14 protein-coding genes are annotated in these 16,670 nt (G+C 67.0%); 6 read left to right on the forward strand and 8 right to left on the reverse strand.

Annotated elements, in window-relative coordinates; genetic code table 11:
* Positions 1 to 13: 13 nt before the first annotated feature.
* Positions 14 to 2,383 carry a xanthine dehydrogenase family protein molybdopterin-binding subunit gene (locus tag OXK16_10305; protein ID MDE0376340.1) on the reverse strand — a complete coding sequence of 790 codons (2,370 nt, stop codon included), beginning with the start codon at positions 2,381 to 2,383 and terminating at the stop codon, positions 14 to 16.
* A gap of 174 nt (positions 2,384 to 2,557) precedes the next feature.
* Here OXK16_10305 and OXK16_10310 point away from each other — a divergent pair, with 174 nt between their 5' ends.
* The 5 genes from OXK16_10310 to OXK16_10330 all read left to right on the forward strand — a co-directional run bounded on the left by OXK16_10310 (position 2,558) and on the right by OXK16_10330 (position 8,371).
* A complete protein-coding gene (locus OXK16_10310; protein ID MDE0376341.1) occupies positions 2,558 to 4,111 on the forward strand; it encodes an amidohydrolase family protein in 1,554 nt (517 codons plus the stop codon).
* A gap of 108 nt (positions 4,112 to 4,219) precedes the next feature.
* Positions 4,220 to 5,227 (forward strand): Gfo/Idh/MocA family oxidoreductase, encoded by a 1,008-nt coding sequence (locus tag OXK16_10315; protein ID MDE0376342.1) that lies wholly within the window; start codon positions 4,220 to 4,222, stop codon positions 5,225 to 5,227.
* A 132-nt stretch (positions 5,228 to 5,359) separates the two neighbouring features.
* Positions 5,360 to 6,271: a dihydrodipicolinate synthase family protein gene (locus tag OXK16_10320; protein MDE0376343.1), complete on the forward strand. Its 912-nt coding sequence runs from the start codon at positions 5,360 to 5,362 to the stop codon at positions 6,269 to 6,271.
* Between the two features lie 90 nt (positions 6,272 to 6,361).
* The gene (locus OXK16_10325; GenBank protein MDE0376344.1) at positions 6,362 to 7,474 is read left to right on the forward strand and encodes a mandelate racemase/muconate lactonizing enzyme family protein; all 1,113 of its coding nucleotides are present in this window, start codon (positions 6,362 to 6,364) and stop codon (positions 7,472 to 7,474) included.
* A 27-nt stretch (positions 7,475 to 7,501) separates the two neighbouring features.
* The gene (locus OXK16_10330) at positions 7,502 to 8,371 is read left to right on the forward strand and encodes an LLM class flavin-dependent oxidoreductase (protein ID MDE0376345.1); all 870 of its coding nucleotides are present in this window, start codon (positions 7,502 to 7,504) and stop codon (positions 8,369 to 8,371) included.
* A gap of 21 nt (positions 8,372 to 8,392) precedes the next feature.
* On the opposite strand, the gene OXK16_10335 is transcribed toward OXK16_10330, so the two are convergent.
* The 5 genes from OXK16_10335 to OXK16_10355 all read right to left on the reverse strand — a co-directional run bounded on the left by OXK16_10335 (position 8,393) and on the right by OXK16_10355 (position 13,413).
* On the reverse strand, positions 8,393 to 9,298 hold the full coding sequence (locus tag OXK16_10335) for an acetamidase/formamidase family protein (protein MDE0376346.1): 906 nt from the start codon (positions 9,296 to 9,298) through the stop codon (positions 8,393 to 8,395).
* A gap of 8 nt (positions 9,299 to 9,306) precedes the next feature.
* Positions 9,307 to 10,449, reverse strand: coding sequence for an ABC transporter ATP-binding protein (locus OXK16_10340; protein MDE0376347.1), 1,143 nt, complete (start codon positions 10,447 to 10,449; stop codon positions 9,307 to 9,309).
* Positions 10,446 to 11,258 (reverse strand): ABC transporter permease, encoded by an 813-nt coding sequence (locus tag OXK16_10345; protein ID MDE0376348.1) that lies wholly within the window; start codon positions 11,256 to 11,258, stop codon positions 10,446 to 10,448. Before OXK16_10345 ends, OXK16_10340 begins: the two co-directional genes overlap by 4 nt.
* Positions 11,255 to 12,073 (reverse strand): ABC transporter permease, encoded by an 819-nt coding sequence (locus OXK16_10350; protein MDE0376349.1) that lies wholly within the window; start codon positions 12,071 to 12,073, stop codon positions 11,255 to 11,257. The genes OXK16_10345 and OXK16_10350 overlap by 4 nt, the downstream gene beginning before the upstream one ends.
* A gap of 143 nt (positions 12,074 to 12,216) precedes the next feature.
* A complete protein-coding gene (locus OXK16_10355; GenBank protein MDE0376350.1) occupies positions 12,217 to 13,413 on the reverse strand; it encodes an extracellular solute-binding protein in 1,197 nt (398 codons plus the stop codon).
* 199 nt (positions 13,414 to 13,612) lie between these two features.
* Between OXK16_10355 and OXK16_10360 the strand changes: the two genes are divergently transcribed.
* Complete coding sequence (locus OXK16_10360; protein MDE0376351.1) at positions 13,613 to 14,386, forward strand: IclR family transcriptional regulator; 774 nt, start codon at positions 13,613 to 13,615, stop codon at positions 14,384 to 14,386.
* On the opposite strand, the gene OXK16_10365 is transcribed toward OXK16_10360, so the two are convergent.
* Both OXK16_10365 and OXK16_10370 read right to left on the reverse strand, forming a co-directional pair.
* A complete protein-coding gene (locus tag OXK16_10365; GenBank protein MDE0376352.1) occupies positions 14,359 to 15,483 on the reverse strand; it encodes a mandelate racemase/muconate lactonizing protein in 1,125 nt (374 codons plus the stop codon). The two genes, OXK16_10360 and OXK16_10365, sit on opposite strands and share 28 nt — an antisense overlap.
* A 31-nt stretch (positions 15,484 to 15,514) precedes the next feature.
* Positions 15,515 to 16,633: a hypothetical protein gene (locus OXK16_10370; protein MDE0376353.1), complete on the reverse strand. Its 1,119-nt coding sequence runs from the start codon at positions 16,631 to 16,633 to the stop codon at positions 15,515 to 15,517.
* Between the last annotated feature and the right edge of the window lie 37 nt (positions 16,634 to 16,670).

Below are 16,670 nucleotides of genomic sequence, written 5' to 3' on the forward strand. Positions count from 1 at the left end.
CGCTCCCTTCGAGCTACGGCTCCTGCTCGCCCGCAGGGGGAGATGCGAGGTGGGCTACCAGGCCGGGGGTGAGAGGGAGGCGGTCGACTATCGGATGACCGGGGAGGGCGTCGGCGACCGCGTTGGCTATGGCCGCCGGCACGGCGATCATCCCCGATTCCCCCATCCCCTTCACTCCCAATACCGTGTTGGGCGAGGGAGACTCGATGTGACCGATCCGGATGGTCGGCACCTCGGCGCAAGTGGGGATCAGGTAGTCCATGAGGCTGCTGGTCAGTACCTGTCCATCGGCGCTGTATGCCACTCGTTCCTGCAAGGCGTATCCCAGGGCCTGTGCCGCGGCGCCGTGAAGTTGGCCCTCCACGATCAACGGGTTGATCACCCGGCCGCAGTCCTCGACAGCGACCAGGTCGACGACCGTGACGGAGCCGGTCTCCAGGTCGAGCTCTACCGTGGCCACCACGCAGCCGTTCGAATAGGTGGCGCCAGGGTCGTGGAAGCGTTGCGAGCTGAGCGTCGGCTCGGGTTCTGCGACGCGCACCGCAGGGTCGAAATAGGCGGCCGCAGCCACGCGCTCCACGGCCATCCCGGCAGACCGGTCACCGGCCACGTGCACGACCCCATCACTGATGTCGAGATCCCGTTCGGACGCCTCCAGCAGATGGCCGGCGATCCGCAACAGCTTCGACCGCACGTCCTCGGATGCCAGGACCACCGCTCCGCCCGTCACGACGGCAGTGCGCGAGGCACGCGTGCCGGCGATGCTCGGTGGGGTGGCGTCGGTGTCGTCACTCCTTACCTCGATGGTCTCCGGGGGGATACCCAGGGCGGCGGATGCCAGTTGGACCAGTGTCGTCTCGTGGCCCTGGCCCTGGGTGGGTGTCCCGACCGACACCGTGACATGTCCGGTGGAGTCCATGGTGACACGAGCGGCATCGTGGGAGGCGAAGACCCAGTGGGACTGGGCCGCGCCGGCGCTTCCCCATCCGTTCGGCTCGACGTACGGGCTGATGCCGATCCCGCGCCGGCGCGGGTACATGTCGCTTTCCTGCTGCTGACGGAACGAGTGGTAGCAGGCCATCTCCAGGGCCTCGTGCATGGATTCGCGAAACGATCCGCTGTCATAGACCATGCCCGTGACGTTGGTGTAGGGCGTCTCCTCCGATCGGATCATATTCATGCGCCGCAGCTCCGCCGGATCCCGTCCTTCCTCACGGGCTATGTGATCTATGAGCAGCTCGCGGGCGGTGTGGGAGGCGGTCCATCCCACCCCTCGGTACGGGGATGCCGGCGCCTTGTTGGTGAGGACTGCCAGGATCTCGCATTCGTAGTGATCGATCCTGTAGAGGCTCGGGACGAGCAGCGCCGACAGATACGGTTCGATGAGCGCGCTGGCGCTGTTGTGGGAGTAGGCGCCGGCGTCCCCGATGATCCTGGCGCGCATCGTCCGGAATCGGCCGGTTTCGTCGACGCTGATCTCCAGGGACACGATCTGTTCCTTGGCCTGCGGGGCGGCGACCAGATTCTCCCGCCGGTCCTCGATCCACCTCACGGGGCGTTCCAGTGCCATCGACGCCAGGGCGACCGCTACCTCCTCCGGCGCCGCAGGGATCTTCTGGCCGAAGCCTCCCCCGACGTCAGGGACGATCACCCGCACCCTTGACTCGGGGACGCCGGTGCTGACGGCCAGGCGACGGCGTAGCAGGTGATGGCCCTGGGTCGAGGACCACACCGTCAGCCGCCCCCGGCCGGCGTCGTAGGAGGCCAGGCAGCCGCGTGTCTCCATGGGAACCGCCGTTGCCCGTCCTCCATGGAACTCGGATCTGTACACCCGGTGGTCTGATGCTGACTCCTTTTCCGGATCCCCGAACCTTTTCACCTCCCTGAAGACGACATTCGAGCCGAGCCCGGGGAAGAGCAACGGTGCGCCGCTGCGGGCGGCGGTTCGTGCGTCGGTTACCGCGGGAAGCTTCTCGAAGTCGAGGAAGACGAAGTCTGCCCCGTCCTCGGCGGCGTAGCGGTCCTTCGCAACCACGAGGGCGACCGGCTCGCCGACGTAGCGGACCCGGTCTCCGGCGAGCGGCGGCTGCGGGGTCTTGGCGAGTCCCTCGATGGCTACGGAATCCACCAGCGGAGCGTGATCCGGGAGCGTCACCGCCGTCAGCACGGCTCGAACACCGTCGAGCCCGCCCGCTTCCCGCGGATCGACCCCACGCAGGATGGCATGTGCGTACGGCGATCTCACGAAGGCTGCGTCGAGAGTCCCCGGGAGGCGAACATCGGCCAGGTACTCGCCCGAACCGGTGAGAAGCTGGGGATCCTCCCTGCGGGTAAGCGGCGCGCCGATCAGGGAGGCGATTCGATCCCTGTGGCCACCCGTCATCGGCGTCCCTGGAAGTCGACGGCGATCCCGCGCCGTGCGGGTCTGTACGTCCGCTCCATCCGGAAGGTTGGTGACCGGGGTCGCGGCCGCGCCGGACGCGGCAAGTTAGATTGCAGGCAGACCATCGCATGAACCCGCGCGGTGGGTGTCGACTCCGATTGTACAGGGAGGCACATGTCCCGGACCCTGATAGCGGGCGGCACCGTGCTGGCGAACGGGGACCTGGGAACCATTGCGGACGGCGCCCTGGTGGTCGAGGACGGGATCATCATCGAAGTGGGGGAGAGGACCCGTCTCGAGGCGCACGGTCCCTTCGAGACCGAATTGGGCGGCACCGACCGGATGATCCTTCCCGGTTTCGTGAACGGCCACTACCACACCGAATGCTGGACCGCCCCGGGGCTCCTAGGAAGCCTGTTCGAGCTGGACAATCTCTACATGGGCTCGGGGCTAATCGACACCACCGAGGAGATCATCGAGCTGCTGGCCACCTACGGGCTGATCCATGCGGCCAAGGGGGGCCAGACCACCCTGATCGACACCTTCTACGGTCGGCCCTGGATACACCTTCTGGGTGCCGAGGCCGCGCTCCGGGCCTACGACGCGGTCGGGCTGCGCGTGGCGCTCGGGATCACCATGAGGGACCAGAACACGTATGCCCATGAGGATGACGAGAAATTCCTGGCCCGTCTCCCGGCCGCCATCGCGGAGGAGGTGCGGAACTCGCCCCTCGGTTACGCCTGGCCGATCGAGGATCAGTTCCGGGTTTTCGACCAGCTGTACCGGGAGTGGGACGGGCGCAGGGGACGATCCCGCATCATCCTGGCCCCGGACTGGACTCCGGTCTGCTCGGACGATCTGTACAGACGCTGCCGCCGGGCGGCCGATGAGTACGGCACGACGATCACCACCCACGCGCTGGAGACGCGCTCCGAACTGATGTGGACCGTGGAGAACGTGGGTCCGTCGGGGATGCGCCGCCTTGAGGAACTAGGCGTGCTCGGCGAGGACGTCACCCTGTCGCACTTCGTGTGGGCCACCGACGAGGACATAGCGGTCGTCGCCGGTAGCGGGGCGGTGCCCGTGCACTGCCCCGGCTCGAACCTTCGTTCCTCGACGGGCATCTGCCGGGTGCGGGACGTCCTCTCGGCGGGCGGTTCGCTCAGCATCGGCACCGATGGCATCGCTTCCGGGGACCGCGAGGACATGATCGGCGAGGTGAGGCTGGCGAGCTACTTGCAGCGGGACGCCGGTGACATCACCTCCGGCCCGATCCCGGGGGAGACTCTGCTCCGGGCCGCCACCGAGGGCGCCGCCGTGCCGGCGGGGTTCGGAGGAGAGGTAGGAAGGTTGGCCCCCGGCTACCAGGCCGATCTCGTCTGCTTCCGCACCGACCGGATCGGTTTCCCGGCCGCCCGCTACGCCAGGACCCCGGCACCGGATCTCCTGGTGGAGCGGGCCGACGCCGGCGACATAGAGTTCGTCATGGTGGGTGGTGAGATGGTGGTACGGGACGGGGAGGTCCTGCTGGTGGACGAGCAACGGATCATCGACCGCATCAACGAACTCGCAGAGGATCTCTACAAGCCCACCGCAGAGGCCCGCCGGCGGCGGGAACTAGCCGATCTCATGACCACCCACATAGAGGAGATCTGCCGGCGCTGGTACCAGATACCCGTCCACCGTCCGGCCACCATCATGAACACCCGCAGGGCTCCAGGTGCGTGAACGGCCATCGTAGACAGGTACACTGCGCGACCGACCGTTCAAGTGGCTCGCCGGCGCTGTCACACCCCGGGCGGGTCCCCGGCGGCCGCATCAGGGTGAGGAGAGGGGATGACCATGGAGCCGATCCGGTGCGCCCTGGTCGGGCACGGCATGATCGGCAGGGAACACGCCCGGATCATCGCCGCTCATCCGGCGGCGGAGTTGGTTGCAGTCTGCGATACCGACCCCGATGCCGGCGCCACCGTCCCGGAGGGAACCCTCTTCACGACCGACCTGGATGTTGCCCTGGATGTCGAGGGCCTCGAAGCGCTATGGGTTTGCACGCCCCAGCACTTGCATCTGCCGGTCGTCGAGGCCGGTCTGATCCGCGGCCTGCATGTCTTCTGTGAGAAGCCGTTCGCGTCCTCGCTGGATGACGCTGATCGCATGATGGAGCTCGATGCGTCGACCACCGGCGACCTGGTGATCGGCCATACATTGCGTTTCGACCCGAACTACGTCGCTATACACCAGGCCGTGACGGAGGGGCGGCTGGGTGACATAGTCCATATCTCGGCGCGCTGGAACGCGCCGGACTACGAGGGCAGGATCATCTCCGGCCGTACCACCATTCCCCAGGAAATGGCCATTCACGATCTCGACGTGATGCGCTGGCTGGTCGGGGACATCGAGCACGTCTACGCAGAGGCGGCCGCACATGCGGTGGTGGGACCGGGGCCGGATGCGGCGGTCGGCACGGTGCGGTTCCGTTCCGGCGCGGTCGGTGCCCTGGATCACAACTGGATCCTCCCCTTCGAATCCGGGCTGCGCTCCGACCACCGGTTGGCCGTCTTCGGGACCCGCGGTAGCGCGTACATCGAGACCCGCGACTCACCGGCGGTCGTCTTCAGCCTGGACGGTCTCGAGCATGTTCATTCGGGCTATTACTCCTACCCGAACGACATACCGTTCGGCGCCCTTCCCTCGGAGGACGCCTTCTTCCTCGGCCGGGTGCGGGACGGTAGGGACTGGCCGCTGACGCTGCACGACGCCCGGGCCGCTCTCGTAGCGGCCCTCGCGATGGACCGTTCGATAGCGGAGGGGCGCGTCGTCTCGATTGCCGAGGTCGGCGGCTGACAACCGACGGGGCTGCGCCATCGCGTAGCCGGTGGCCAAATACTCGTGGATGGGGGTTCACAGGAGGAGCGAGCGGACCCCTTGGCTCTCCTGACCTGGGGTTCCCCAGCCGGAAACCGGTACCATCCGGTCATGCCCGACGAACTCGCCGGGGTCTTTCCCGTATTCCAGACCCCCTTCCTGGCCGACGACACGATCGATTGGAAAAGCCTCGAATACGAGATCCGCTGGATGCACGATCACGGCGTGGACGGCATCGTCATGGCCATGGTTTCCGAAACACTGAGGCTATCCGGGAAGGAGCGGCGGGACCTCGCGGAGGCGGCGTGCGAGATCGGCTTGGCGTACGGGCCGGTCGTTGTCAGCGTGGGAGCGGAGAGCACCAAGGTGGCTGTCGACTACGCGCTCCATGCCGAGCGTTCCGGGGCTTCCGCCCTCATGGCGATACCACCCACGACCGTTCCGAGCCTGGAGGACGAACTCGCCGCCTACTACCGCGCCCTGCTGGGGGCCACCGCAGCGCCGGTCGTGATCCAGGACGCCAGTGGTTACGTGGGCGCGCCGATGTCGATCGGCCTGCAGGCCGAACTGCTCGATGAATATCCGGGACGGGTGCTGTTCAAGCCGGAGGCTGTACCTATCGGGCCGCGGCTGACCGAACTGCGGGAGGCCACCGGGGGAGCGGCCCGCGTGTTCGAGGGCTCCGGAGGGATCGCACTGGTCGACAGCTACCGCCGGGGCGTCATTGGGACCATGCCGGGCGCCGAGGTCTGCTGGGCCCTGGTCGCCCTGTGGGATGCGCTCCGGCGCGGCGACCGGCAGCGGATCGACGCGATCAACGGACCGCTCACGGCCCTGATCTCCTTGCAGACCGGGCTCGACGGCTTCATCGCCGTGGAGAAGCACCTGCTGGTGCGGCAGGGTGTCTTCAGGAGTGCCCGGGTCCGCGGACCGGTGGGCTACCGGCTCGACCCGGAGACCAGGCTAGAGGTGGACCGTCGCTTTGACCTGCTCCGCGAAGCGGTCGGCGGCCGCTCCCTGTAGACGACGCTCCGATGGGTTCACTCCGGGTACCGACCGACCAGGCGGGTGCTCGTCACGGACACGACTCGCGATCGAAGCCGGAAGCAGCAAGTGCGGATACTTGACCTGGTGGTGGACATCGTCGAGTGGGACGTCGGAACTATCCCCGTAGTCGATGAACGTGGTTGCATCGGTGGCCGGCTCCGCTACGGGGTGATCCGCGTGCGGACCGACCCCGACCTCGACGCCACCGGGCTGATCGGCCCGCTCGACGGTGAACTCGTACCGTGCGTGGCGCAACTAACCGACGTGATCAAACCCCGGCTGGTCGGTCACCGGCTCGCCGAACCGGACCAGGTCTGGACCCGACTGGACCGATGGGCAGGGCACGGGTTCCCCCTCCATCCTGCGATGGCGGCCGTCGACATCGCCCTCTGGGATGCCCTTGCCAGAGCGAGGGGTCTGCCTCTCTACGCCCTGCTGGGAGGGCAGAGCCGGGAGATTCCCGCGGTGGCCACCTCTCCTCCCATGCACGCGCGACCGGAGTCAGTGGTCGAGCAGGTCATCGAGGCGACGGAGAGCGGCTTCAGGGCCTACAAGATCCATCCCGGCGGGGTGCCCGAATCCGACGCCATCCGGCTGGCCGGCATGGCGCGTGAGGCGGTCGGACCACCCGTCGCCCTGATGTTCGACCCCAACAATTCGTACGACCTCACCAAGGCTCTGGCCGTCGGCAGAGCGCTCGACGAGGCCGGATTCGCGTGGTACGAGGACCCGGTGGCGCCGGACGACTGGAATAGCATCCTCCGGCTGGCCGAAGCGATCCGGACGCCGCTCGCGATGAGCGATGCGATCGGGTTCCTCTCCCATCAGGCCCGCCTCGCCCTACGGTTGGGAGCCCCCCAGATTGTCCGGGTCAGTGCCCGCAAACTGGGCATCACAGGGTTGAAGGCGCTCTGCGACGAGCTCACGGCGGCCGGAATGCCGTTCGAGATCGGGTTCGGGGGCAACCCGCTCGCCAATGCGGCCAACCTGCACGTCGCCTCCAGCGTTGCCGGACGTGCTTACTATGAACACATGCTCCCGGCCCGATACCACGAGACCGGCGCCGTATCGCCGGTCCGGGTGAGCAACGGCGCTGCCATCGCCTCGTCCAGGCCCGGGCTCGGTGTCGGACTGGACCCGGACCTCGTGGCCCGGCACACCGTCACGAGGCTCGGCTGAGAGGGCTGGTCGAGAGGAGGTCACCGAATGAGAGCCGGCGTGTTGATACCGCAGGGGTGGCTGGGGGAGTACTCGGGGTGGGCGACGCCGAGAGCCTTCCGGCGAGCCGTGGAGGTGGCGACCCGGGCCGAGGAACTGGGGTTCGAGTCGGTCTGGGTCAACGACCATCTAACGCCCGAGGAACCCATCCGCCAAGCCCCGCTCCTCGAGTCCTTCGTACTGCTCGCCGGTGTGGCATCCGCCACGAGGACAATCCGGATGGGCCATCTGGTCCTCTGCGCCGGGTATCGCAATCCGGGCATGATGCTGAAGATGATCACCACCCTGGATGCCGCCAGCGGTGGCCGGGTGGACCTCGGGCTCGGCGCCGGTTGGAAACGCGACGACTGGGTCGAGTACGGCTACGGGGATCGGGACGTCGGGTCCCGCCTGCGGATTCTCGAGGATCATCTGGAGATGGCGGTGACGCTACGCGGGCCTCGGACCTGCGAGGAGTCCCTCGCCGCCTCTATTCGATCCAATCCGGCTCCGGTCCAGGAGGCGATGCCGATCATCGTGGGGGGCAACGGAACCGAGGTCACCTGGAGGCTGGCGGCCCGGTACGCCGACGAACTGAACGTCGACGGGCTGCTTCCCCATGAGCTGGAGCCCTTGCTCCCGGTGCTCAGATCGAGATGCGAGGAGGTCGGGCGTGACCCTGACACCCTGCGAGTCTCGGCTCATTACTGGTACGGAAACGCCGCACCGCCGGGTCCGGAGCGTGTCGAGCATCTGGCCGCGTACCGGGCCTTGGGCGTCCACCGAGTGATGGCCCTCCCGCTCGGCGCGGCGGTCGGCGACGAGCCTCTGGAGGCTTTCGCGGACGACGCACTGTCAGCGGGCGTCGAGTTGGGCTGAGGACACCGCCACCGGCTCAGGCTAAGCGGGAACGATCCCCAGTGATCGCGGCATCTCGAGCCGCAGGGTCAACTCCATGGCCCCGAACGCCTGGCCGATCCGGAGGTCTCCAGCCACCGAGATGAGGGCGATGGCATCCCCCGGCTCCAATCCCAGCTGCGTCTCGAGTATCTGGAACATCGCCTCGACCGCTTCCTCGCGGGCGCGCTCGAACTCGAGATGCGCGGTCATCACCATCACGGCGTCCTCGGTGACGGCCCAGGGCCATCGGAGCCGAGCCCCTTTCCAGAGGTCCACCTTGACGGTGACCTCAGCCGGGGTCTCCACGGCGACGCCGGACAACTCCCCGTCGCCCTGGGTGGCGTGGACGTCGCCCACATAGAGCAGCCCACCCTCCGAGAAGACCGGAAGCATGACGGTGGTTCCCTCGGCAATCACCGGGTGGTCGAGATTGCCACCGTGCCGTCCGGGAATGCCGGCCTGGGGTGCGTCACCCGGGACGGCGGTGCCGATGCACCCGACCATCGGGTTCACCGGTAGGAGCACGCCTTCCGAATACCGGATGAGACCATCCTCGATCGGGCACACCCGGCCGACCGGACTGGGAACCCGACCCTCGGGGAACGGTCCGACATGGGCATGGCCACCGCACCACCCGGGGGAGAGCAACTCGATACGATCGATACGGATCACGAGGGCGTCGCCCGGCTCGGCTCCCCGCACTGCAAGCGGCCCGGTCAGCGGATTGCCGCGGCCGGGAGTCGGCAGGGGTAGCTTGAAGGGGACGCTCGGAGGGCGGTCGAGCAGTGCGCCTGCCCTGGCGTCCCAGGTCTCGAAGACCACCGTCTCGCCGGGCGCGACATCCAGCCGCGGGGGATCGGCGACCTCGTAGTAGTAAGAGACGATGTCGCGGGTGATGTGCCGCATGGATCCTGCTACGTGTTCGGGGTATCGACGGGGTCCCGGTCGCTGAGTGGGAACGCGGCGTCCACTGCCCAGGTGACCGCGACTTCCATGCCTGGCGTGATTAGGGTCGCCTCCTCGTTGCTCACCCTCTGGCTGACGACCCGTCCGAGCATCCGGGTCTCGACTAGGTACTGGGTTATCGGCCCCATGTAGATGACGTCTTGGACCCGACCCGACAGCCTGCTGGCTAGCTGCCCTGAGTCGGTTTCCTCGCGGCGCGGGGTCACGAGTATCCGCTCCGGTCGGACCGCTAGCCGGAGGATGCCTCCCGCGCTGGTCGCGTCACCCGCCATCACGACGATCCGGTCACCGTCGCCGTGCTCCGCCACCGCCAGGTCACCCTCCGTACGGGTCACGGTGATGGCGAAGTCGTTGAGCGTACCCACGAAGTCCGCCACGAACTCGTTCCTGGGCTGTTCGTAGATGGAGCGCGGCGCCCCGATCTGCAGCAGGCGTCCGTGGTTCATGATCCCGACCCGATCCGACATCAGCAGCGCCTCCTCCTGATCGTGGGTCACGTAGACGAAGGTGGTCCCGAGCGAGTGCTGGATCGACTTCAGTTCGAGCTGCATGCGCTTGCGGAGCTTGACGTCCAAAGCGCTGAGCGGTTCGTCGAGAAGGAGCACGGCCGGTCGGTTGATGAGGGCCCGGGCCAGCGCCACGCGCTGCTGCTGGCCTCCCGAGAGCTGGTCCGCCGCCCTGGCGCCGAGACCACCGACCCCGACCACCTCGAGCATCTCGTTGACCCGCTGCCCGATCTCGTCCTTGGGAACTCTCTTCAGCTTGAGACCATATGCCACGTTGTTGAACACCGTCATGTGCGGGAACAACTCGTAGTTCTGGAAGACCATGTTGGTGGCCCGCTTGTTGGGCTGCACCAGTGTCACGTCCTCGCCCCGGAGGTATACGGACCCCTCGTCGGGCGTTTCGAACCCCGCCAGCATTCTCAGCAGGGTGGTCTTCCCGCAGCCGCTGGGCCCCAGGAGGGAGAAGAACTCGCCCTCTTCCACAGCCAGCGTCACGTTGTCTACAGCTACAACGCTGCCGAAGCGCTTGGTGACACCCTCCAGAAGGATCGCGGGCTGGAAGGTCTGTCCGGGTCCGTCGGTCATCGTTCGCCAATCGTGGTTCTGCTAGCGGCCATGAAAGCCAGACTCGTAGTGAGTATCAGCATGACTGTACCTATGGCGTTGAGCGTCGGGTCGATGCCCTTCAGCACCCTCCCGTACATCACGAGCGGCAACGTCTTGTCCTGCCCGGCTGTGAAGAAGGCGATCACGAAGTCATCCACCGAGATCGCTGCCGCCAGGAGCATGGCGCCTATCACGGCCGGCAGGATCAGGGGGAGCGTGACGGTCCGGAACGCGTACCAGCGTGTCGCCCCGAGGTCGTGAGCCGCCTCCAGGAGTCCGAAGCGGAAGCGTTCCAGTGAGGCGCCGATGATCAGGAACACGAACGGCAGCGCGATGAGAGCGTGGCCGAGGTTGGCGCTCCAGATCGAACGTCCCACGCCGATCTGCCGGTAGAAGACCGCCAGGCCGATGGCGTAGAGCAGTCCCGGGATGGCGAGCGGGCCCAGGGCCGTGGTCAGGAACACCGTCCTCCAGCGGGCCGCCACCTTCAGTATCCCCAGGGCGGCGAGCAGGCCGAGGACTCCCGTGATGCCGGCGGTCACCACCGCCGCCTGGATGCTGCGCCGGAAAGCCCTGAGTACCAGCGTGTCGGTGAATATCTCCTGGTACCAGCGGATCGAGACCCCCGCGAACGGGAAGCTGAGGCGGGGAGAGGAGTTGAAGGAGAACGCCACCATCACCACCAGCGGAGCGAACAGGAAGACGAACACCAGCACCATGAAGACGGCCGATCCCAGAGGGCGCCGCCGCAGGCGCACCAGCGTCCGGCGCCAATCCGGCCCGGTCATCGCGTGAGCCGCTTCATCAGCGAGATGATGATGTAGGCGAACACGCCCATCGCCACCATCAAGGTCATGGCCAGGGCCGCCCCCTGCGGCCATTCGAGGCTCTGGCCGAAGTAGAACTCGATCCGGTTGCCTATCAGCAGGTCCTTGGTTCCGCCGAGAAGCCGCGGGGTCACCCATTCACCCAGCGTTGCTATGAACACGAACGCCGTGGCCGCCCGCACGCCCCGCATCGACAGCGGCAGGACGATCTGGCGAGCGGCCCGGATTCTCGAGGCTCCCAGGTCCCGAGCCGCCTCGATCACGTGAGGGGAGACGTTCTGCATCGCCGCATAGATCGGGAGCACACCCAGCGGAATCAGGAAGTTCACGAGCGAGGCACCCACCGCGAACATGCTGTTCAGCAGGTAGCGGATGGGCTCTTCGATGATGCCCATCCCCATGAGGGTCTGGTTGATGACCCCCTGGCGGCCCAGGATGCTCCGCCATGCGTAGATGCGGACGATGTAGCCCCCGAAGAGGCTGACCAGGATCAGGAAGTAGAGAAGCTGTCGCTTCGCCCGGAAGACGAAGTTGAGGACGTAGGCACACGGGAAGCTGACGAGGAGGACGATGACCGTCAGGATGCCCGCCACCTGGATCGTCCGCAGTCCGAGCCGGGCGTGGATGGAGGTTGTCAGGACCTCCGCGTAGTTCGACAGCACGAACGCCGGCACGGGATCGAAGTCGACCAGCCGGAAGAAGCTCATGGCCGCCAGGCCGGCCAGGGGGACGAGGAACAGCAGCGTGAAGTACGCCGACCCCGGCAACAGCTGCAACCAGGCGGCTACCTTCCGGCGGCGATCGATCGCGACGAGGACCTCGCCGGATGTTCCCCGTCGGGAACGCTTCCTGCGAGGTCCTCGCCTCGAGAGGCTCTCCGTCATCCTTTGCCGCTGGGTGATGCCGTCAGGCGCCGACCCTATGCCTCGGCCTTGATCTCCTCCCAGGCGTCAAGCCAGTCGGAGATTGTGGTGATTCCCTCGGGCGCCTCGTCATCCTCCGGTGGCTGGGCATTGCGGAAGGAGACGGCCGAAGTGTCGGTACGGACCAGGTCGTAGTCATAGATCTGAGCGCCCGGTCCGGCGATCTCCGCCGAGTTGGAGTTGACCACGCCGGACACCAGGTTCTCGCCCACTTGGGCGTTGATGTCGTCCGAGATCATCAGGTCGATGTACTCGTAGGCGCAGTCCACGTCGTCGGCCGTGACCGGGATGGCGAGTCCGTCCCACCAGCCGCCGCCGCCCGACTCCTCGAAGAAGGCGAAGTCCAGGGTCTCGCCCTGCTCCTCTGCCCAGGTGAGCATGGCCTCCCAGCCGTTGACGTTCAGGTCCGAGTCACCCGCCACCATGATGTCGGTCGCGTCCCGGTAGCCGTTTGCGAAAGCCGATGCGTTGCGGAGGATCTGCAGTGCCTGTTCCTTCACCACCTCGAGTTGATCGGCGTCTATGTTGGTGCGGTCACCCACACCGTCATCGAACCCGTTCGCTACCGCCAGCATCGAGAAGACGAGCGTCGGCGAGTCGAAGATCGTGAAACGGCCCTCCCACTCCGGCTCCATGAGCTCGGTAATCGACTGCGGGGGGTTGGCTACCCGTCCGGGATGGTAAATGTAGGGCCCGTCACCCCAGGCGATCGGCACGCCATAGACCTGCCCGTCGGCGCCCCGCAGCGAGGAGTTCTCCCTGAGCCCCGGGAACATCTTGTCCCAGTTCTCCAGCCTGGACGTGTCGAGCGGCTGGAAGAGGCCTGCCTCGATGTGCCGGGGACCGACGTGGTAGGCGATCGTGGCCAGGTCGTAGACGTCACCGACCTTGATGGCCGCGACGAACTGGGGCCAGCTACCAGGCCAGTTGGTTTCCAGAGCGACGCCGTTCTCGTCGCGCCAGGCCTGCAGTTCGGTTTCTCCGGCTTCTCCGTCGAGACCGATGAAGCTAAGGGTTGCACCCTCACAAGCACTCATGGCCTCGGCCATTGCTTCCGTGGTCGTGGGTGCCGCTGTCGTGGGCGCGGCCGTAGTGGCAGCCGCGGTCGTCGCTGCAGGCTCGTCCTCGCCGCAGGCCGCTACCACGAGAGCGAGCGCTGCGAGCGTGACCAAAACGCGTCCTCGAATACTCATCGAGTCCTCCTCCGTGAAGGTCTTCGCCTCCACATGGTCAATTTCGTTGCGTTCTACGCAACGGTCTTGCGCTGATGATTCTGGTGCCCCCCTCTCGAAGGTGTCAAGTGGTTATGCGAGGCTGCCGCGGCGAGGTTTTCCTAGGCGATTCCATCGGTTACTGTTCTTGACTCTTCGCCGGGGAGGAACAGTGGCACTGATGGAGACGGTGGCCCGTGCTGTCCGCACGGTCGAGTTCGTGGCCCGGGAGGGCACGGTGAGGCTCGACGACGTGGCATCGGAGATCGGGGTCCACAAGTCCAACGCCCTGCGCCTGCTGAACACCCTGTGCGAGCTTGACTGGATCGTGCTCGACGATCGGCGGTCTTACGCGGTCAGCCCCCATCTCGTCGCCCTCGGGCAGGCGGCTGCCTCAGGCACGTCGTTCCGGCAGGCCCTCCAGCTCGCCGAGACCCTCCGTGACGTGTCGGGGGAGACGGTGCATGTCGCAGTACCACATCGCCGGCGAATGCTCATCGTCGGACGGGTGGACAGCCGCGATCCGCTGCGCGTCTCCTGCCAACTGGGGAGCCGGGATGCGATGCATACCTCGGCGCTCGGTAAGGCCTACCTGGCGGTCCTCACGGAACCGGAGGCAGTATCCCTGATCGCCGACCTCGATCTGGCGGGACTGACGCCGTTCTCCATCACGTCCCGCAACACTCTCAAGGCCGAGGTGCTCCGTACCCGTGACCGCGGTTACAGCCTTGACTTCGAGGAAGGCCGCCTGGGTGTCTGCTGCATGGGTTTCGCCCTCCGCCTCGGGAGCAACCTGGACCCGGTAGCCATCTCCATCACCGGGCCGTCCGATCGCTGGAACAAGGACAGGATGAGAGAATTGGCGCCACGACTGGTAGAGCATGTTCGGGCGTTCAAAGCCGTGTCTCTCGCCGGGAGCGCCACGGGTCAAACCGCGCCTTCCACGATCCGGTAAGCGTCCAGAGACCCACGGTCGAGCCGTACCCCGAGGCCGGCGCCTGTAGGGACCGTGGCTGATCGCCACCCCACGAAGCGGGCGTTCTCGACCATCGTCGCCTCGAAGTAGAGCGGTCCGATCAGGTCGCTCGGTACCCTCCGGCTCAGGTCCTTCGTGGCCGCCGCCGTGTGCGCCATCGCCGCCGCGCCTATTCCGAGTTCGAGGTTGGATCCAAAGGACACGGACAGCCCGAGGGTACGGGCCAGATGAGCCATCCGGATCGTCCGCCTCAGTCCTCCGCACTTGCCCGGATACAGGTTGACGGTATCGAAGGAGCGGTGCCGGGCCGCCTCGACCACATCGGTGGCGGTCCAGATCGACTCGTCGCCGATCACCGCCATCGGTGTTGACCGGAGGAGCGCAGCGGACGATGCGGCGGACTTCCTCGGTAGCGGCTGCTCGACCGCGACTACGCCGAGCGCGGCCAGCCGCTCGAACGCGGTTGCCGCCTCCTCCGACGTCCATCCCTCGTTGGCGTCCACGGTGATCCGGATGTCCGGTCCGGCAACGCTCCGGACCGCCGCCACCCGGGCGAGGTCCTCCTCCAGCCCCAGCCCTACCTTGACTTTCAGGGTGGTGGCTCCCAGGCCTGCGGCGTCGGCGGCCATCGCCCGCACGGTCTCCACGTCCCGCGCCGGGAGCACCAGCTTGGTAGTGACTCGTGTGCGGTAGGTGCCCCCCAGGAAGGCATGGGCCGCTACTCCGAACTGCCGTCCGGCCACGTCCAGGCAGGCCATCTCGACAGCCGCCCGGAGGAACGGCCGGTTGCTGACCACCCGGTCGATCCGGGCGGATACGTCGGCCCACTGGAGTGGATCGGCACCTATGAGGGCGTCTCCCAGAGGACCTCTCAGCAACCTGGACGTCTCCAACGCCTCCTCCCCGTTCCATAGCGGGTCACAGGTGATCTCGCCGAGTCCCACCCTTCCCGGGCCGCACTCGACCTCCAGAACGACGTAGCGGCTAGCCGCGACCGACCCGTGCGCGGTCTTGGGCAGGAAGCGGGCCAGCCGGGGAACCTCGACCGGGGTGGCGGTAATCCCGGTTATTTGCACGACACCGTCCGTCCGACCTGTGCCGGCCGGTTCAACCGGTGTCCCGGTAACGCTCCAGAGCGTCCCGGTCTAGGCGCACGCCAAGTCCGGGGCCTTCGGGTGCCACAGCCACACCCGCTCTCACGTCGAGAGGTTCGGCTATCACGTCACCCTCGTAATAGAAGGGGCTGAGGATGTCGGCCGGTACCCGCCGGTCGAATCCTGGGGTCGAGGCTGCGATGTGGATGTGCGCCGCCAGCGCGATACCGAGTTCCAGGTTGGATCCGATGGTCCACCCGAGACCGAAGGATGTGGCCACGGCCGCCACCCGCCGGGCGGCGGCTATCCCACCGGCCATACCGACGTAGACGGACAGGATGTCACATGACTCGTTCAGCGCGAGCAGCGCCGCGTCCTCCGGTGTGCCGGCGGACTCGTCGGCGACCACGGGCATCCTGACCTGCCGCCTTACCTCGGCCATGCCTGCCAGGTCGCGGGCGGGTACCGGCTGTTCCATGAACGAGACTCCCAGCGGGGCGATCTGCCCGCCGGCCTGGATGGCCTCACCCCGGTTCCATCCCCCGTTCGCGTCCACACCCAGTACCACATCGTCGCCGATCGCCGCCCGTACCGCCGCCACCCGGGCCACGTCATCCCCGACACCGCCCCGCCCGACCTTGACCTTCATGGCCCTGAAACCCTGCTCCACCGCCCAGGACGCGACCTCGGCGGCATGGTCCGGCTCTCGACCGGTCACCGAGAACTTGGTCGGAATCCTCGGCATCACCGGCCCGCCCAGGAGCCGATGGACGGGTAGCCCCGCCGCCTTGCCCGCAATGTCCCACAGCGCCATCTCCACCCCGGCCTTGGTGAAGTGATGGCCCGCTATGGCGCCGTCGATCACCGGGTGGAGCGCTTCGGGCGACCGGGGATCGAGGCCGGTGACCGCCGGTCCTATATACGTGTCGATCACATGCCGGGCGGTTGACGAGTCCTCGCCGCTCCAGACCGGGGTGCAGGACACTTCTCCGAGCCCCACCAGGCCCTCGTCGGTCTCCACCTCGAGGATCAGGAAAGGCGAACGCTGGTGAATCCCGCCGGCGCCGGCGATTATCCGTTCCTCGACCATGGACACGGCCACCGCCGTGGTGCGTATCCGCTCGATTCTCATACGACGGCCTCCTGACTCAACTAGTGGTCTGTCTGTG

It is taken from the genome of bacterium, assembly GCA_028821235.1.
In the GTDB taxonomy this organism is placed as follows: Bacteria; Actinomycetota; Acidimicrobiia; order Spongiisociales; family Spongiisociaceae; genus Spongiisocius.

What these genes read in the sequence shown, in the direction of transcription:
- OXK16_10305 (MDE0376340.1), bottom strand. Translation starts at nt 2,383, where the DNA reads ATGACGGGTGGCCACAGGGATCGAATCGCCTCCCTGATCGGCGCGCCG.
- OXK16_10310 (MDE0376341.1), top strand. Translation starts at nt 2,558, where the DNA reads ATGTCCCGGACCCTGATAGCGGGCGGCACCGTGCTGGCGAACGGGGAC.
- OXK16_10315 (MDE0376342.1), top strand. Translation starts at nt 4,220, where the DNA reads ATGACCATGGAGCCGATCCGGTGCGCCCTGGTCGGGCACGGCATGATC.
- OXK16_10320 (MDE0376343.1), top strand. Translation starts at nt 5,360, where the DNA reads ATGCCCGACGAACTCGCCGGGGTCTTTCCCGTATTCCAGACCCCCTTC.
- OXK16_10330 (MDE0376345.1), top strand. Translation starts at nt 7,502, where the DNA reads ATGAGAGCCGGCGTGTTGATACCGCAGGGGTGGCTGGGGGAGTACTCG.
- OXK16_10335 (MDE0376346.1), bottom strand. Translation starts at nt 9,298, where the DNA reads ATGCGGCACATCACCCGCGACATCGTCTCTTACTACTACGAGGTCGCC.
- OXK16_10340 (MDE0376347.1), bottom strand. Translation starts at nt 10,449, where the DNA reads ATGACCGACGGACCCGGACAGACCTTCCAGCCCGCGATCCTTCTGGAG.
- OXK16_10345 (MDE0376348.1), bottom strand. Translation starts at nt 11,258, where the DNA reads ATGACCGGGCCGGATTGGCGCCGGACGCTGGTGCGCCTGCGGCGGCGC.
- OXK16_10355 (MDE0376350.1), bottom strand. Translation starts at nt 13,413, where the DNA reads ATGAGTATTCGAGGACGCGTTTTGGTCACGCTCGCAGCGCTCGCTCTC.
- OXK16_10360 (MDE0376351.1), top strand. Translation starts at nt 13,613, where the DNA reads ATGGAGACGGTGGCCCGTGCTGTCCGCACGGTCGAGTTCGTGGCCCGG.
- OXK16_10370 (MDE0376353.1), bottom strand. Translation starts at nt 16,633, where the DNA reads ATGAGAATCGAGCGGATACGCACCACGGCGGTGGCCGTGTCCATGGTC.